Source organism: Streptomyces sp. NPDC002232, from assembly GCF_042890295.1.
Lineage (GTDB): Bacteria > Actinomycetota > Actinomycetes > Streptomycetales > Streptomycetaceae > Streptomyces.
This window is the reverse complement of record NZ_JBIARV010000007.1, coordinates 62,143-78,006: the sequence shown is the minus strand read 5'-3', so window position 1 is coordinate 78,006 and position 15,864 is coordinate 62,143. Positions and strand designations below refer to the sequence as shown.

At 73.5% G+C, this 15,864-nt stretch carries 12 protein-coding genes and 1 pseudogene; 6 read left to right on the top strand and 7 right to left on the bottom strand.

The features are described from left to right. Positions 1-121: 121 nt before the first annotated feature. Entirely contained in the window at positions 122-1,252 is a 1,131-nt protein-coding gene (locus ACFYXU_RS32005; RefSeq protein ID WP_389461171.1) for a DUF5925 domain-containing protein, read from the top strand. A 240-nt stretch (positions 1,253-1,492) separates the two neighbouring features. On the opposite strand, the gene ACFYXU_RS32000 is transcribed toward ACFYXU_RS32005, so the two are convergent. Continuing rightward, the gene (locus tag ACFYXU_RS32000; protein WP_329855750.1) at positions 1,493-1,867 is read right to left on the bottom strand and encodes a GntR family transcriptional regulator; all 375 of its coding nucleotides are present in this window, start codon (positions 1,865-1,867) and stop codon (positions 1,493-1,495) included. Positions 1,868-1,940: 73 nt separating this feature from the next. Between ACFYXU_RS32000 and ACFYXU_RS31995 the strand changes: the two genes are divergently transcribed. After that, a complete protein-coding gene (locus tag ACFYXU_RS31995) occupies positions 1,941-2,864 on the top strand; it encodes a GNAT family N-acetyltransferase (RefSeq protein WP_389408616.1) in 924 nt (307 codons plus the stop codon). Then, positions 2,845-3,360 (top strand): DUF402 domain-containing protein, encoded by a 516-nt coding sequence (locus ACFYXU_RS31990; RefSeq protein WP_389408615.1) that lies wholly within the window; start codon positions 2,845-2,847, stop codon positions 3,358-3,360. The genes ACFYXU_RS31995 and ACFYXU_RS31990 overlap by 20 nt, the downstream gene beginning before the upstream one ends. Here ACFYXU_RS31990 and ACFYXU_RS31985 read toward each other — a convergent pair. Beyond that, positions 3,321-3,731: a DUF6299 family protein gene (locus tag ACFYXU_RS31985; protein WP_376510983.1), complete on the bottom strand. Its 411-nt coding sequence runs from the start codon at positions 3,729-3,731 to the stop codon at positions 3,321-3,323. The two genes, ACFYXU_RS31990 and ACFYXU_RS31985, sit on opposite strands and share 40 nt — an antisense overlap. Before the next feature lie 136 nt (positions 3,732-3,867). On the opposite strand from ACFYXU_RS31985, the pseudogene ACFYXU_RS31980 reads away from it, so the two are divergent. After that, positions 3,868-4,011 (top strand): annotated as a pseudogene (locus ACFYXU_RS31980) (two-component system response regulator); the annotation flags it as partial. Positions 4,012-4,134: 123 nt separating this feature from the next. Continuing rightward, entirely contained in the window at positions 4,135-5,133 is a 999-nt protein-coding gene (locus ACFYXU_RS31975; RefSeq protein WP_389408614.1) for a lytic polysaccharide monooxygenase, read from the top strand. Here ACFYXU_RS31975 and ACFYXU_RS31970 read toward each other — a convergent pair. The 3 genes from ACFYXU_RS31970 to ACFYXU_RS31960 all read right to left on the bottom strand — a co-directional run bounded on the left by ACFYXU_RS31970 (position 5,130) and on the right by ACFYXU_RS31960 (position 10,668). Next, complete coding sequence (locus ACFYXU_RS31970) at positions 5,130-5,996, bottom strand: esterase/lipase family protein (protein WP_376510973.1); 867 nt, start codon at positions 5,994-5,996, stop codon at positions 5,130-5,132. The genes ACFYXU_RS31975 and ACFYXU_RS31970 overlap by 4 nt on opposite strands. Before the next feature lie 272 nt (positions 5,997-6,268). Then, positions 6,269-7,228, bottom strand: coding sequence for a hypothetical protein (locus ACFYXU_RS31965; RefSeq protein ID WP_389408753.1), 960 nt, complete (start codon positions 7,226-7,228; stop codon positions 6,269-6,271). After that, positions 7,225-10,668: a DNA polymerase III subunit alpha gene (locus tag ACFYXU_RS31960; RefSeq protein WP_389408613.1), complete on the bottom strand. Its 3,444-nt coding sequence runs from the start codon at positions 10,666-10,668 to the stop codon at positions 7,225-7,227. Before ACFYXU_RS31960 ends, ACFYXU_RS31965 begins: the two co-directional genes overlap by 4 nt. A gap of 152 nt (positions 10,669-10,820) precedes the next feature. Here ACFYXU_RS31960 and ACFYXU_RS31955 point away from each other — a divergent pair, with 152 nt between their 5' ends. After that, the gene (locus ACFYXU_RS31955) at positions 10,821-11,861 is read left to right on the top strand and encodes a DUF3533 domain-containing protein (protein ID WP_389408612.1); all 1,041 of its coding nucleotides are present in this window, start codon (positions 10,821-10,823) and stop codon (positions 11,859-11,861) included. Positions 11,862-11,911: 50 nt separating this feature from the next. On the opposite strand, the gene adhE is transcribed toward ACFYXU_RS31955, so the two are convergent. Further along, complete coding sequence (adhE, locus tag ACFYXU_RS31950; protein ID WP_389408611.1) at positions 11,912-14,506, bottom strand: bifunctional acetaldehyde-CoA/alcohol dehydrogenase; 2,595 nt, start codon at positions 14,504-14,506, stop codon at positions 11,912-11,914. Between the two features lie 215 nt (positions 14,507-14,721). After that, complete coding sequence (locus ACFYXU_RS31945) at positions 14,722-15,615, bottom strand: S1 family peptidase (RefSeq protein WP_376517739.1); 894 nt, start codon at positions 15,613-15,615, stop codon at positions 14,722-14,724. Positions 15,616-15,864: the final 249 nt, after the last annotated feature.

Genomic DNA, 15,864 nt, shown 5'->3' with positions numbered 1-15,864 from the left:
GAAGTGAACTCCGGCCGATCCTCCGTCAGGGACGGTCGAGAACCAGCCACTTCGGGACGCGGCGCGGAGCGCCGGCAGCGGGCCGCAAAACCCGGTGCGCGGGCCGGTGCCGTGACGGATCATGGGCGCCATGTCTGACACCCCCGTCGCACCGTCCGTCTTCCGGCAGCCCCTGGCCGCGTCGCTGCCCGTCGTCGTGAACCTCGACGACAGCGACTCCCCGGGGGACGTCCTGGACGCGCTGTTCCTCGACCGGTTCGCCACCGGGGAGCAGCCGCACGCGCACAGCACCAGCCTGGACCGGACGAAGCCCGACGCGACGCTCCTCCCGGCGGGGGCGACGGTGCTGCGGGCCGCGAAGGACGACGACCGCAGCTCGGTGCTGGCCGAGGGAGAGGGCTGGACGATCCTCTCCTCCCGCTGGAACCAGCGGGCCGACGTGACCGTCACGGCGACCGACCCGGAGCTGGCGAAGCGGATCCTCGACGAGGCCACGGACGGGGCGAAGGACGAACCCGAGCCGGAGCCCGAGGACGTCACGATGGGCTTCTGGTACGTGGCTCCGCAGCGCGGCCCGCGCCGGATGACCCGCCGGATCAGCGCCGGGACGTGGGAGGAGGTCCGGCCCAACTACACGGCGTCGGTGGCCGCGTCGATGGACCGGCTGATGAAGGTGACCCCGGAGGACATCACCGGCCGGCTCCTGCTGCTGCACGGCCCGCCGGGGACGGGGAAGACCTCGGCGCTGCGGACCCTGGCCCGGTCGTGGCAGGACTGGTGCCAGGTGGACTGCGTGCTCGACCCGGAGCGGCTCTTCAACGACATCGGCTACCTCATGGACATCGCGATCGGCGAGGACGACGGCACGTCGAAGGAGCGCTGGCGGCTGCTGCTCCTGGAGGACTGCGACGAGCTGATCCGCGGCGGGGCGAAGCACACGGCGGGCCAGGCCCTGTCGCGGCTGTTGAACCTGACGGACGGACTGCTCGGCCAGGGGCGCAACGTCCTGGTCGGGGTCACCACCAACGAGGACCTGGAGCGGCTGCATCCGGCGGTGGTCCGGCCGGGCCGCTGCCTGGCCCGCGTCGAGGTCGGACCGCTGAGCCGGGCCGAGTCGGTGGAGTGGCTCGGCCGCGAGGAGGACGTGCCGCGCGAGGGCGCGACGCTCGCGGAGCTGTTCGCGCTGCGCCGCGGCACGCCCCCGACGGACCTTCCCGAGCCCCGCACACCGGGGGCGGGTCTGTACCTGTAGGACCCGGGGCCGGTCCCGTCGCCCGGAACCGGCCCCGGGCGAGGACCCGTCAGTTGCCGTTTGGGCCGCGCGCACGGGTACGTCGGCTGCCGTACGCAACCCGCAGCGCCCCATCAGATGTCGCACGCCACCCGCAGGGGCACGTCGGCTGTCGTACGCCACCCGCAGAGGCACGTCAGCTGCCGTACTCCACCCGCGAGGCCCCGTCAGCTGCCGTACTCCCCCCGCGACGGCGGCCCGTCAGTCGTCGTACGCCGCCCGCAGCGCCTCGTTCAGGGCCGCCTCCGCGGCCTCGCGGCTGAGGCCCAGCCGGCGGGCCTCCTCGGCGTACTGGGCGGCGGCGGTGGCGGCCCTGCGGGTCGCCGCGTCCCCCGCCGCGGCGACGAAGGTGCCGTGGCGCCCCCGGGTCTCGATGACGCCGTCCGCCTCCAGCGCCTTGTACGCCTTGGCGACCGTGTTCGCCGCGAGGCCCAGTTGCTCCGCGAGCCCCCGTACCGTCGGCAGCTTGTATCCGACCGGCAGTCTGCCCGACCGGGCCCGCTCCGAGATCTGGGCTCGCAGTTGTTCGTAAGGAGCGGTGGTGGATCCGTGGTCCACGGCGATGGTGAGTGTCACCCGGCCGATTCTGCCCCCACCCCGGGGAAAAAGGGGAGGCGGCGGCACGTCCCCGCCCGTAGCGTGCCACCACATGACTGTGATCGTCCGTGATGTACGGCCCCCGGACGCCGAGGGCTTCGCCCGGGTCCGCCGGGCCGCCGTGCCCTACATGCTCGCGACCGCCGAGCAGCTCGTCTTCGACTGGGCCCACGCCCACCCGGAGAGCCACGCCCGCCCCCTCGTCGCCGTGACCGGGGACGGCGAGATCATCGGGACCGCGCAGCTGAGGATCGCCCACGACGCCCCGGAGCCCGGGATCGGCTCCGTCAACGTGTACGTGGACCCCGCCCGCCTGGGCCTCGGCGCGGGCACGCTGCTGCTGCGGGCCGCCGAGGAGCACCTCGCCGAGCGGGGCGCCCGGACGCTGTACAGCTGGGTGGTGGACGAGCCGGCGAGCCGCGCGTGGGCCGAGCGGCGGGGGTACGCGCCCCGCCGCGGCGCGCACTTCCTCCGGCTCGACCTGACGACGGCGGAGCTGCCGCCCCTGGAGGACCCGCCGGCCGGCGTCGAGCTGCGCACGGCCGAGGACTTCGCGGCGGACCCCCGGCCGCTGTTCGAGCTGGACGCCGTGACGACGGCCGACGAGCCGAGCGACGTGGGAGCGTCGCTGGACGACTACGCGCACTGGCGGGAGACCACCTGGGACCATCCGCTGCTCGACCGGACGCTGACGACGGTCGCGGTGGTGGACGGGGTGCCGGCGGCCTTCACCGCGGCGCAGACGGACGGTCTGGGCCGGTACTCGTCGGGGATGACCGGCACCGCGCCCGCGTTCCGGGGGCGCGGCCTGGCGAAGCTCGCCAAGAACGCCTCGCTGCACCGGGCCCGGGCCGCGGGCTGCGTGGAGGCGTTCACCAGCAACGACGCGGAGAACGGCCCGATGCTGGCGATCAACGAGTGGTTCGGATACGGGATCGGCGCGACGGAGGTGCGGCATGTCCGGACGATCGGTTGAGATCACCCTGACGAAGGCGGGGCGGACGAAGATCCGTTACCCGGCCGAGGTGCTGGCGGAGGAGGGCGCCCGGCTCTCGGTGCGCGCTCCGTGGGCGGCCGAGGGGGTGCGGGACTTCGGCTTCGTGCGCTTCGAGCCGGGTGACGTGTTCGTCGAGCACTACTGGAGCGACCGCTGGTTCACGGTCAAGGAGGTGTGGGCCGCGGACGGCGTCCTGAAGGGCTGGTACTGCGACATCACGCGGCCGGCCGTGATCGGCCGTTCCGGGGTGGTGGTCGAGGACCTGGACCTGGACCTGTGGGTGTCGGCGGACGGCAGCGAGGTGCTGCGGCTCGACGAGGACGAGTTCGAGGCGAGCGGTCTCGCCGCCTCCGACCCGGAGGCGGCGGCCCGTGCCGTGGCGGCCCTCGACGAGCTGGAGGCGCTCGGCCGGAAGGGCCTGGTCGAGCTGCTCGGTCAGCGCAGTTCGACGTCGGCCTGCTCGGCGGCGAGGTAGCCGGGGAGCGGCAGGCCCGACTCGCCGGCCGTGAGCTGGAAGAGGGTGGCCTCCACCCGGGCGGCGCCGGGCCGGTAGGCGGGGTCCTTCACCACGGCGCTGTTGGTCCAGGTGTGGACGTGTCCGTCGCAGACGGCGCGGGTGCCGCCGATCCCGGTGGAGCGGTCGCCCTGCGTGACGGTGGAGCTGACGAAGACCGGGCCCTCGCTGTCGTCGAGGCAGCGGTAGGTGCCGGAGACGCCGACCGTGGCGTCGGCGGCGAGGGTGCCGTACGCGTCGACGGTGAGGCCGTCGGCCCCCCTCGCGTGGGCGAGGGGGGAGACGGCGGCGGTGAGCAGGGCCGTCGCGGCGAGGACGAGGCGGACGCGCATGGGTGGGGGTCCCTTCGGGGGTGGGGGGAAGGTGCTGCCCGCCAGGGATACCGGATCCGGCCGCCGACTGTCCGAATCTCACCCCATCGGCGGCGAGTTGGACGCCCGGCCGCTCATACCGTCGTACGTTCGCGGCCAGGAGTGCGCGGAGGCGGACTCTCTGTCCCGGGTGAGCGCCCGCCGCTATCCGGAGTACTTCGCGGAGACGGGCCGCGCGGAGGTCACCCTCCGCCACAGCGGAACGGGCCGCCCGGAACGGCGCTACCGGCGGCTGGGGTAGCTGTTCCTGAGGGGCCTCTTACCTGCGCCTTAACGCCGCCCTAAACGCCCCGACCGGTGCTTCTTCCGGGGCTAGTTTGCTCGGCAACCCCCCACACACCCTCGTGAAGGAGTTGTCCCCCCCATGACCTCTCGCCGTACGGCAACGACCGCCGTCACCGCCGCTCTGGTCCTGTCCGGTCTGGCCGTCGCGCCCGGTGCGTTCGCGCACGGGTCGATGACCGATCCCGTGAGCCGGGTCGCGGCCTGTTACGCGGAGGGGCCCGAGGCTCCGAAGTCGGCGGCCTGCAAGGCGGCCGTGGCGTCGAGCGGGGCGCAGGCGTTCTACGACTGGAACGCGGTGAACATCGCCAACGCGGCCGGGCAGCACCGGCAGCTGATCCCGGACGGCAAGCTGTGCAGCGCCGGGAACGACAAGTACCGGGGTCTCGACCTCGCGCGGGCCGACTGGCCGGCGAGCGCCATGTCGTCCGGGGCGCACACCTTCCGGTACAAGGGGACCGCTCCGCACAAGGGCTCGTTCGAGCTGTACGTGACGAAGGACGGGTACGACCCGTCGAAGCCGCTGAAGTGGTCGGACCTGGAGGCGAAGCCGTTCCTGACGGTGACCGACCCGGGGATGCAGAACGGCGACTACGTGTTCCAGGGGACCGTGCCGAAGAAGTCGGGCCGCCACCTCATCTACTCGATCTGGCAGCGCTCCGACTCCCCCGAGGCGTTCTACACCTGCTCGGACGTGGTGTTCGGGAAGGACAACGGCGGTACGGCCCCGGCCACGGCCGCCCCGTCCGCGGCCACGCCCGCCCCGACCGCCTCCGCGCCCACCGAGCAGCAGATCGAGGACGGCGCGGACAAGTCCACGGTCCAGCACGGCGGTCACGGCGGGCACGGGACGACGGGCGGCGGCGCCGCGCCCACCGCTCCGGCGGCCGGCACGCACGCGGCCGGCACTCCGGCGGCGAACGCGCCCGCCCCCGCCGCCGGTGAGGGTTCCGGTGTCGAGCTGGCGGAGACGGGCGGCGACTCCGCCACGCCGTTCGTCGCGATGGGCGGCGCCGCCGGGCTCGCGCTGGGTGCGGCGCTGCTGTTCTCGACGGCCCGGCGGCGCCGGACCCGCGGCTAGCCGACCACCGAGACGCAGGTCGTCGGGGTCGCGTGGGCCGGGTCGAGGGCGTTGGCCACCTCGTGGAAGGTGACCCGGTCCACCGTGCCGATCGCCACGTGCTCGGAGAGGTCGAGCGCGCACTTGTCCTGGATCAGGACGTTGGTGACGTTCGGGCCGCTGAGGAACTGGGAGCGGTACGGGGTGACGACCTCGTCGTACTTGCTCGCGATGACGTGGTAGCGGACGCCGGGCACGGTGTCGCCGCCCTCGTTGAGCTTGGTGATGAAGGCCGAGCCGGCGATCTGGTCGGCGAGGCCCGGGGTCGTGGAGCTGATGAGGTCCTCGGCTCCGGGGAAGTACGGCAGGAGCTTGGTGAGGCCGAGCAGGGTGGTGCCGTGGTTGTCGGGGGCGATGCCGACGAGCGTGTTCACCTTCTCGGCCCCGCCGAGGAACTTGAGGTACCAGCGGGGCATCATGCCGCCCTGCGAGTGTCCGACGAGGTCGGCCTCGGGGGCGCCGGTGGCGGCCAGGACCCGGTCGACGTAGGTGTCGAGCTGTCCGGCGGACGCGGCGATGGGACCGAGCCCGTTGAAGAGGGGCACGCCCGGCAGCTGGCCGTAGTCGAGCGAGAAGACGCAGTAGCCCCGGTTGACCAGATAGGGGGCGAGGGCCAGCCAGTTGTCGACGGAGTTCCCGAAGGTGCCGTGGACGAGGACGACGGGGCGCGGGTGCGCGGCGGACGGCTTGCAGGAGAAGTCGTTCCAGCCCCGGCTGGGGGCGGCGGCCTGCGCGGCGGCGGTGGGGGCGAGGGTGGCGGCGGCGGTCAGGAGCAGGACGGACAGGGCTCTGACCGTGCGCTTCCAGGTCTTCGCGGACAGCATCGGGCGATCTCCTTGCGGCTCAAGGGGAAGGTGGGGGTGCTGTGCCCTGCGGTCCGGACCACAAGTGGGGATGCTCTCCAGCCAAATTACGCACGGGTAGCCTCGGCTGGGAAGTTACGCGTCGGTAAAAAGTGATGTGTCGTCAGAGAGGCGCGATCAGGCGATGCTTCGTCGGAGGGGCGTGATCAGGCGATGCATCGTCAGAGGAGCGCGATCAGGCGATGCGTCGTCAGAGGAGCGCGATCAGGCGACGTGTCGTCAGCGGGGCGTGATCAGGCCGCGAGTGAGCCGGGGAGGATCGCCCTCGGGCCGAACCTCGCCCGTGCCCGGTCGGCCACCGCCTCGATCCGCCGGGTCTTCTCGTCCGCCGGGTCCAGGGACAGCTGGTGCGCGGCCCCCTCGGCGTCCCGCAGGCCCTCGGCGCGCAGCGCGATGCCCCGGACCCGGGCCCGCTGGAGGCCGAGGGAGTCGTGGACGGCGTACGCGAGGGCGGTGAGCGCCGCCGAGTGGGCGGTCGGTTCGGGCAGGGCGCGGCTCCGGGTGGTGGTGCTGCGGTCGGCGTACCGCACGGTGAGGGCGAGTCCCCGGCAGACCTGGGCCTCGGTCCGCAGCCGGGCGCCGAGCTCTTCGGCGAGCGAGAGGAGGGCCCTGCGCTGCGCGGTCCGGTCGGTCTCGTCGTGCGGGAAGGCGCGCTCGGCGGCGATCGACCGGGAGGCCGCGTTCGGGACGACGGGGGTGCGGTCGACGCCCCGTGCCCTCTCCCACAGTTCACGGCCGGCCTTCGCGCCGACGAGCCGCTGGAGCACGGCGAGCGGCGCGTCGGCGACGCGGCCTGCGGAGTCGAGTCCGTAGCCGCAGAGGGTACGGGCGGTGGCGCGGCCGACCCCGTCGAGGGCGGCGACCGGCCGGTCGCGCAGGAAGGCCGCCGGGTCCTCGACGACCAGGGTGGCGCCGGGCCGGGCCTCGCGGGCCGCGAGCCGGGCCAGCATCGGGTTGGGACCGGCGCCGATGACGCAGTCGACGCCGTACAGGGCGAGCGCGCGGACCCGGACGACCGAGGCGAGTTCGGCGGGGGTCCGGCCGAAGTAGCGCAGCGCGCCGCGCACGTCGGCGAGCGCCTCGCGGGGCGGGGCCGCCTCGACGACGGGGGTGAACTCGCGGAGCAGGTCGACCAGCCGGGGCAGGGCCGCTTCGTCGGCCGGCTCCAGGCGGAACCGTACGCAGAGGATCATCCGGCGCTCCCGGGGCTGCTGTGCCACAGCTTCCGCGACGGCGTCGCGGTGCCTTCCCCGGCCGGCCGGAGGTCGGCCCAGGGGTTCATCTCGTAGCCGGTGGACATCGTGATGCGCCGGCCGTTGTCGGCGCGCTCCGCGGCGGGCGCGGTCTCGGCGAGCCGCTCCCCCACCGCGTCCAGGCCTCCGGAGGCCCGCAGTTCGACGAGTTCGGCGAGGTTCCAGGCGGCGGAGCCGACGACGCTGAGGCTGCGCGGGCCGCGCCGCTGCACCACGCCGCGGACGAGGAGCAGCCAGGAGTGGAAGACCGTGTGGGCGCAGCGCTCGTGGGCGTCGTCGAAGAAGGCGAGGTCGACGAGGCCGGTGCCGTCGTCGAGGGTGCTGAAGATGACGCGTTTCCCGGAGCGGATGGGCGGGGTCTGGGTGGCGGCCTTGGCGCCCGCGACGAGGACGGTCTGTCCGTGGGCGGCGGAGCGCAGCCGCTGGGCGGAGACGACGCCGAGTTCGCGGAGGAAGGCGTGGTGGTCGCTCATGAGGTGGCGGGAGGCGTCCATGCCGAGGATGCCGAGTTCGGCGCTGAGGCGTTCGGTCTCGTCGAGGTCGGGCAGGCCGACGGGGGCGGTCCTGCCGCCCTGGGCGAGCGGCAGCTGGCCTCCGTGGGAGGCGGCTCCCCGGTGGACGCGGCGGAGTTCGGTGAGGTGGAGCAGCAGGTCACGGCGGTTGGCGCCGAAGGCGTCGAGGGCGCCGACCTGGGCGAGCCGTTCGGCGACGGGGGTGCGCGGGCGGGCTCGCTCCCAGAAGTCGAGGAGGGAGGCGTAGGGCTGTCCGGCCGCGATGCGGGCGCTCTCGGTCTCGGCGATGCCGTGGACGTCGGCGAGGCCGAGCCGGAGGCCCCAGAGCGGAGGCTCTTCGGACACCAGTTCGATGCGATGGGCGACCGCCGAGCGGTTCACGTCGAGCGGCAGCACCGGCACCCCGCGCCGCCGGGCGTCCGCGAGCAGCAGCCGCTTGGGGTACATGCCGGGGTCGTGGGTGAGCAGTCCCGCGTAGAAGGCGGCCGGGTGGTGGGCCTTGAGCCAGGCCGACTGGTAGGTCGGCACGGCGAAGGCCACCGCGTGCGCCTTGCAGAAGCCGTACGAGCCGAAGGCCTCGACGATCTCCCAGGTGCGGGCGACGACCTCGTCGGCGTACCCCCGGGCCGAGGCCCGCGCGGTGAACCAGATCCTGATCCGGGCCTGCGACCCGGGGTCGGAGAGCCCGCGCCGGACCTGGTCGGCCTCGGCCCGGTCGCAGCCCGTCATGATCCGTACGATCTCGATGATCTGCTCGTGGAAGACGACCACGCCGTACGTCTCCTTCAGGGTGCCCTCCAGGTCGGGGTGCGGGTAGCGGACGGGGGCGCGGCCGTGCCGGGCCTCGATGAAGGGCCGGACCATGTCGGCGGCGACCGGGCCCGGCCGGAAGAGCGAGATGTCGACGACGAGGTCGTGGAAGGTCGCGGGCTGGAGCCGGCCGACCAGGTCGCGCTGGCCGGGCGACTCGATCTGGAAGCAGCCGAGGGTCTCGGTGGAGCGGATCAGCCGGTACGTCTCGGGGTCGCCCTCCGGGACCGCGTCGATGTCGGGCCGGGTGCCGGTGGCCCGCTCGACCTCGGTGACGGCGTGGGCCATGGCGGACTGCATGCGCACGCCGAGGACGTCGAGCTTGAGCAGTCCGAGGTCCTCCACGTCCTCCTTGTCGAACTGGGACATCGGGAACCCCTCGCCGCTGGTGGGGACCACGGGGGTGCGGGTGAGCAGCGAGGCGTCCGAGAGCAGGACGCCGCAGGGGTGCATGGCGATGCCGCGCGGGAGCGCGTCGAGTGCCTCGACGAGCTCCCAGAGGCGGCCGAACTTCTGCCGCTCGCCCGCGAGTTCGCGCAGCTCGGGCAGTTCGTCCAGGGCGGCGAGCGCGTCCCTGGCGCGGATGTGGGGGAAGGCCTTGGCGATCCGGTCGGTCTCGGCGGGGTCCAGGGAGAGGGCGGCGCCCACGTCCCGCACCGCGTGGCGGACCCGGTAGGTCTCGGGCATGGAGACGGTGGCGACCCGTTCGGTGCCGAAGCGGTCGATGATCGCCCGGTAGACCTCCAGGCGACGGGCGGACTCCACGTCGATGTCGATGTCGGGCAGGGCGGTGCGGCGCTTGGAGAGGAACCGTTCCATCAGCAGGCCGTGCTCGACCGGGTCGGCGTGCGCGATGCCCAGGAGGTGGTTGACCAGGGAGCCGGCGCCGGAGCCGCGCGCGGCGACCCGGATCCCCATGGACCGGACGTCGTCGACGACCTGGGCGACCGTCAGGAAGTAGGTGGCGAAGCCGTGGTGGGCGATGACGTCCAGCTCGCGGTGCATCCGGTCCCAGTAGCCGCGCCGCCTCTCGTACCCCTTCAGGACCATGCCGGCGGCGGCCCGTGAGGCGAGGACGCGCTGGGCGGTGCGGTGCTCGGCACCGACGAGGTGCGGCTCCGGGAAGTGCGCCGAGCCGATGCCGAGGTCGTCCTCGGGGTCGACCAGGCACCCTGCGGCGACCTCCGCGGTCCGGTCGAGCAGCCGGTGGGCGGCGTCCCGGCGGAAGCCCGCGGCCTCGACGGTCCGCTCGGCGGCGGCCAGCATGCCGTCGGGCCCTTCGGCGCCCTTGAGCCAGGCCTCTCCGCTGTCGAGCTCCTTGCGCGGGTCGACGGGGACGAGGCGGCGGGCGGAGTCGAGGACGTCGGCGACGGGGCCCTGGCCGGGGTCGGCGTACCGGACGGCGTTGCCGAGGACCGGCCGGACGCCCTGCTCGGCGGCGAAGCCGACGGTACGGGCGGCGAGCCGCAGGGAGCCTGGCCCGGTGCCGGTGCGCCCGTGGTGGACGGCCTCCAGGCACAGCGCGTCGCCGTACCACTCGCGCCAGGGGGCGAGCAGCCGGGCGGCCCGGTCGGGGCGGCCTGCGGCGAGGGCGCGGCCGACGTCGGAGGCGGGGCCGAGCAGGACGTGCACCCCGTCGCCGGTCAGGGCGGTCGCGGGCAGCAGGGGGCGGTCCGCTCCCCCGGCGTGGGCGGCGGTGACCATCGCGCAGAGGGTGGCCCAGCCGGTGCGGGAGCGGGCGAGGAAGAGGGCCCGGGGTGCGGACTCGTCGACGAAGGCGCCGCCCCGGACGGGCACCCGGCGGGCGGATCCCCGGTCGGCGGGGTCGTGCGCGGGGAGGGCGGCCTCGTAGGCGAGGTCCACGCCGAAGAGCGGGCGGACGCCCTCCTTCTCGCACGCCTTGGCGAAGCGGACGGCGCCGGAGAGGGTGTCGCGGTCGGTCAGGGCGAGGGCGTCCATGCCCCGCTCGGCGGCGCGGGCGGCGAGGGCCTCGGGGTGGGAGGCTCCGTAGCGCAGGGAGTAGCCCGAGGCGGTGTGCAGATGCGTGAAACCTGGCATGCCCGGCGCGCCTCCCGCCCTTCCGCATCGAATTCGTACATACGTTCCCACCCCCTCGCTCCCACCTTAACCCACTTTCGAACATCCGTGCGATAACTCGTTCAGACCCGTCCCACCTGCGGAAACGTCCTCCGCCCCGGAGCCTGGGGGGCATGAGCTTCGTCGACGAACTGAAGAGCGCCGTCACCCCCCGAGCCTTCCTGCTGGTCGTCGGCGTCTTCGCCCTCCAGCTCCTGTTCATCACCTCGTACGTCGGGGCCCTGCACGACCCGAAGCCCACGGACGTCCCCTTCGGCGCGGTCGCCGCTCAGCAGCAGGTCGCCACCGCCCTGGCGGACCGGCTGGAGGAGTTGCCCGGCGACCCCCTCGACCCGCGCGTGGTCGCGGACGAGGCGCAGGCGCGGAACCAGATCATGGACCGGGAGATCGACGGCGCCCTGATCGTCGACCCGCGGGGCCGCACCGACACCCTGCTCGTCGCCTCCGGCGGCGGGAAGGTGCTCGCCGCGACCCTGGAGGCGATGGTCACGAGGCTGGAGGCGGCGAACCAGCGGCTGGTGCGGACCGTCGACGTGGCCCCGTCCTCCTCCGAGGACTTCAACGGGCTCTCCGCCTTCTACCTGGTCATCGGCTGGTGCGTCGGCGGCTACATCTGCGCCGCGATCCTGGCGATCAGCGCGGGCTCCCGGCCCGCCAACCGGGAGCGCGCGATCATCCGCCTCGGGGTCCTGGCGCTCTACGCGGTCCTCGGCGGTCTCGGCGGCGCGGTCATCGTCGGCCCGATCCTCGGCGCGCTGCCCGGCAGCGTCGCGGCCCTGTGGGGCCTGGGCACCCTGGTGATCTTCGCCGTGGGCGCCGTGACCCTGGCCCTCCAGTCCGTCTTCGGGATCGTCGGCATCGGCCTGGCGATCCTGCTCATCGTGATCGCGGGCAACCCCAGCGCGGGCGGCGCCTTCCCGCTCCCGATGCTGCCGCCGTTCTGGCGGGCGATCGGTCCGTACCTGCCACCGGGCGCGGGCACCTGGGCCGCACGCTCGATCGCCTACTTCAAGGGCAACGACATGACCGTCTCGATGGTGGTCCTCTCGGTCTGGGCGGTCGTCGGCGCCGCCGTCACCCTGGTGATGTCCTCGCTGCGGCGGAAGCCGGAGGCGGAGCCGATCGCCGCCGAGGTGGGCGGGACCCCGGCCTGACGGCACGCCGAAGGCCCCCGCGGCGGCGGGGGCCTTCGGCGTGCCGGGGGCTACGCGCCGTAGTAGGCGCGGGTCATCAGCTCCTTCATCTCGTCGATCATCGGCATGCGCGGGTTGGCGGGCGCGCACTGGTCGGCGTAGGCGTTCATCGCCTGCTGCGGCAGGGCCGCCAGGAAGGCCGCCTCGTCGACGCCCTCCTCCCGGAAGGAGGCCGGGATGCCGCAGCGGGTGCGCAGCTCCTCGACCGCGCGGGCGTACGACTCCACGCCCTCCTGCGGGGTCGCGGCCGGAAGGCCGAGCGTCCGGGCGATCTCCTGGTAGCGCTCCGGGGCCCGGTAGACCTCGGCCTTCGGCCACGGCACGGCCTTGTGGGTGACGGTGCCGTTGTGCCGGATCACGTGCGGGAGGAGCAGGGCGTTGGTGCGGCCGTGGGCGACGTGGAAGGTGTTGCCGAGGGTGTGGGCCATGGCGTGGACCAGGCCGAGGAAGGCGTTGGCGAAGGCCATGCCGGCGATGGTGGACGCGTTGTGCATCCGCTCCCGGGCCTCGGGGGCCTTCGCGCCTTCCGTCACGCAGGTCTCCAGGTTCTCGAAGACCAGCCGGATCGCCTGGAGGCACTGGCCGTCGGTGAAGTCGTTGGCATAGGCCGAGACGTACGCCTCGGTGGCGTGGGTCAGGGCGTCGAAGCCGGAGTCGGCGGTGACCGTCGGCGGCAGGTGCAGCGGGAGCACCGGGTCGACGATGGCGACGTCCGGGGTGAGCGCGTAGTCGGCGAGCGGGTACTTCCGCGCGGCCTCGGGGTCGGAGATCACGGCGAAGGGGGTGACCTCGCTGCCGGTGCCCGAGGTGGTCGGGATCGCGACCAGCTTCGCCTTCTCGCCGAGCTTCGGGAAGCGGTAGGCGCGCTTGCGGATGTCGAAGAACTTCTCCTTGGTGTCCGCGAACTCGACCTCGGGCCGCTCGTACATCAGCCACATGATCTTCGCCGCGTCCATCGGGGAGCCGCCGCCGAGCGCGATGATCGTGTCGGGCCGGAAGTCCCGCATGGCGTCCGCGCCGGCGCGGACGGTGGCGAGCTCCGGGTTGGGCTCGACGGAGTCGATGACCTGGACGGTGACGGGTTCCGGGCGGCCGTTCAGGAGGTCGGTGACCTTCCGCACGAAGCCGAGGTCGCTCATCGTCCGGTCGGTGACGACCGTGACCCGCTCCGGGCCCTCCATCTCGCCGAGGTACCGGAGGGCGCCCCGCTCGAAGTAGATCTTCGGCGGCACCTTGTACCACTGCGTGTTGGTGGTGCGGCGTCCGATCCGCTTGATGTTGAGCAGGTCGACCGCGGTGACGTTGCCCGCGACGGAGTTGCGTCCGTACGAGCCGCAGCCGAGGGTCAGCGAGGGGAGGAAGGCGTTGTAGACGTCGCCGATGCCGCCGAAGGTGGAGGGAGCGTTGACGATGACCCGGATCGCCTTGACCCGCCGGCCGAACTCCTCGACGAGGGCCTCGTCCTCGGTGTGGACGGCGGCGCTGTGGCCGAGGCCGTGGAAGGCGACCATGCGGGCGGAGAGGTCGAGGCCCTCCTCGGTGGAGCCGGCCCTGAGGACCGCGAGGATCGGGGAGAGCTTCTCCCGGGTGAGCGGCTCGGCCTCGCCCACCTCGGCGCACTCGGCGAGGAGGACCGAGGTGCCCTCCGGGACCTCGAAGCCGGCCTGCTCGGCGATCCAGACCGGCGACCTGCCGACGACGGCCGCGTTGAGCCGGGCGCCGGCGCAGTCGGTGGCGTGGGCCGTGGTGCCGAAGACGTACTCCTCCAGCTTGGTCTTCTCGGCGGCGGTGACGACGTGGGCGCCGAGCCGCTCGAACTCGGCGATGCCCTCCTCGTACACCTCGGCGTCGAGGACGACGGCCTGCTCGGAGGCGCAGATCATGCCGTGGTCGAAGGCCTTGGAGAGCACGATGTCGTGGATCGCGCGCTGGAGCTTCGCGTCCCTGGCGACGTACGCGGGGACGTTGCCGGCGCCGACGCCGAGGGCGGGCTTGCCGCACGAGTAGGCGGCCTCGACCATCGCGTTCCCGCCGGTGGCGAGGATGGTGGAGACCCCCTCGTGGCGCATGAGGAGGCCGGTGGCCTCCAGGGAGGGCTCCTCGATCCACTGCACGCAGTCCTCGGGCGCCCCGGCGGCGACGGCGGCGTCGCGGACGGTCCGGGCGGCCTCGGCGGAGCACCGCTGCGCGGAGGGGTGGAAGGCGAAGACGATCGGGTTGCGGGTCTTCAGCGCGATCAGCGCCTTGAAGACCGTGGTCGAGGTCGGGTTGGTGACGGGGGTCATCGCGCAGATCACGCCGACGGGTTCGGCGATCTCGGTGACGCCGCTCAGCTCGTCGTGGCGGATCACCCCGGCGGTCCGCAGTCCGGCCATCGAGTGGGTGACGTGCTCGCAGGCGAAGAGGTTCTTCACGGCCTTGTCCTCGAAGAGGCCGCGGCCGGTCTCCTCGACGGCGAGCCGGGCGAGCTCGCCGTGCGCGCCCAGCGCGGCGAGCGCGGCCTTCCTGACGATGTGGTCGACCCGCTCCTGGTCGAAGGTCTCGAACCGCTCCAGCGCCGCGCGGGCCCTTTCGACGAGTCCGTCCACCCTCTGCGTCGTGTCCATCGCAGGCTCCTTCGCGCGTCCCTGGTCTTTCCTCTTCCAGTCGACACCCGGCGAGGGCGGGACGGGGCCGGGGAAAGACCTCGGCGGGAGGGGCGAAGGTCCTGGACGGCCGCGGTCCCTCCGGCCGCCGTCGGCGGCCGGAGGGACCTTGTGCGGGCGGGCCGGAGGGCCCGCGGTCGGGGGTCGGTACCTTCCCCCTGGCCGCGGCGCCGGGATCAGAAGACGCTGACCCCGTAGGCGCTGAGCGCCTCGGTCACGGGCTGGAAGAAGGTCGTCCCGCCCGAGGAGCAGTTGCCGCTGCCGCCCGAGGTGAGGCCGATCGCCCGGGTGCCCGAGTAGAGCGGGCCGCCGGAGTCGCCGGGCTCGGCGCAGACGTTGGTCTGGATCATGCCGTAGACGATGTCGCCGCCGCCGTAGTTCACGGTGGCGTTCAGGCCGGTCACCGTGCCGCTGTGGATGCCGGTGGTGGAGCCCCGGCGGGTGACGGACATGCCGACGGTGGCGTTGGCGGCGCCGGTGATGTCGACGCTGCCGACCGTGCCGGACTTGGTCACCGAGGTGTTGGTGTACCGGACGATGCCGTAGTCGTTGTTCGGGAAGCTCGACCCGGCGGTGGTGCCGAGCACGGTGGTGTGGGCGGAGTTGGACCACCAGGTGCCCGCGCCGTCCGTGCAGTGGCCGGCGGTGAGGAAGTAGTAGTTCCCCGCGCCGTCCTTGACGTTGAAGCCGAGCGAGCAGCGCCAGCTGCTCGCGTAGATGGCGTCGCCGCCGGAGATCAGCTTGTTGAAGGTGCCGGGGGTGCGCTCGATGCGCAGCGCACCGGCGTTGGAGCCGGCCCGGTCTCTGATCTTCGCGATCTCGGCCTGGGAGACGGTGGAGTCGGCGGTGACGACGACCTGGCCGGTGGCGGTGTCGACGCGCCAGGCGGTGCCCGCGACGTCGGCCGCGAGGACGGCGTCGCCCGCGGCGGAGAGCTGCGTGGCGCTGAACGTCCGGGTGGAATCGGCGCTGGCGGTGGGGACGCCGAGCGTCGCGGCGGCGGCGGCGAGACCGGCCGTGAGGGCGAGCAGCCGGAGCTTCTTCGTGGGGGTGGTGCGCGTGGTCCTCACTTCTTGTTCCTCCTGTGGGGGGAGATCCAGCGGGTGGGGGGAATCAGCGGGGGACGCCGTCGGTGCGCTCGGTCCTCGCCGTGCTCCTCACGTCCTTCCGGGAAGCGGAGGGTCCTGGGCGGGTCGCCCGTGAGGCACCGTCAGATGACGTGCTCCTGACAGGCGTCGTGAGTGATACTGACCCTCCCCGGGCGGACGCACAAGACCGCCGTACGCGCGGGCGCCCCCGGCCGTTCCGGCCGGGGGCGC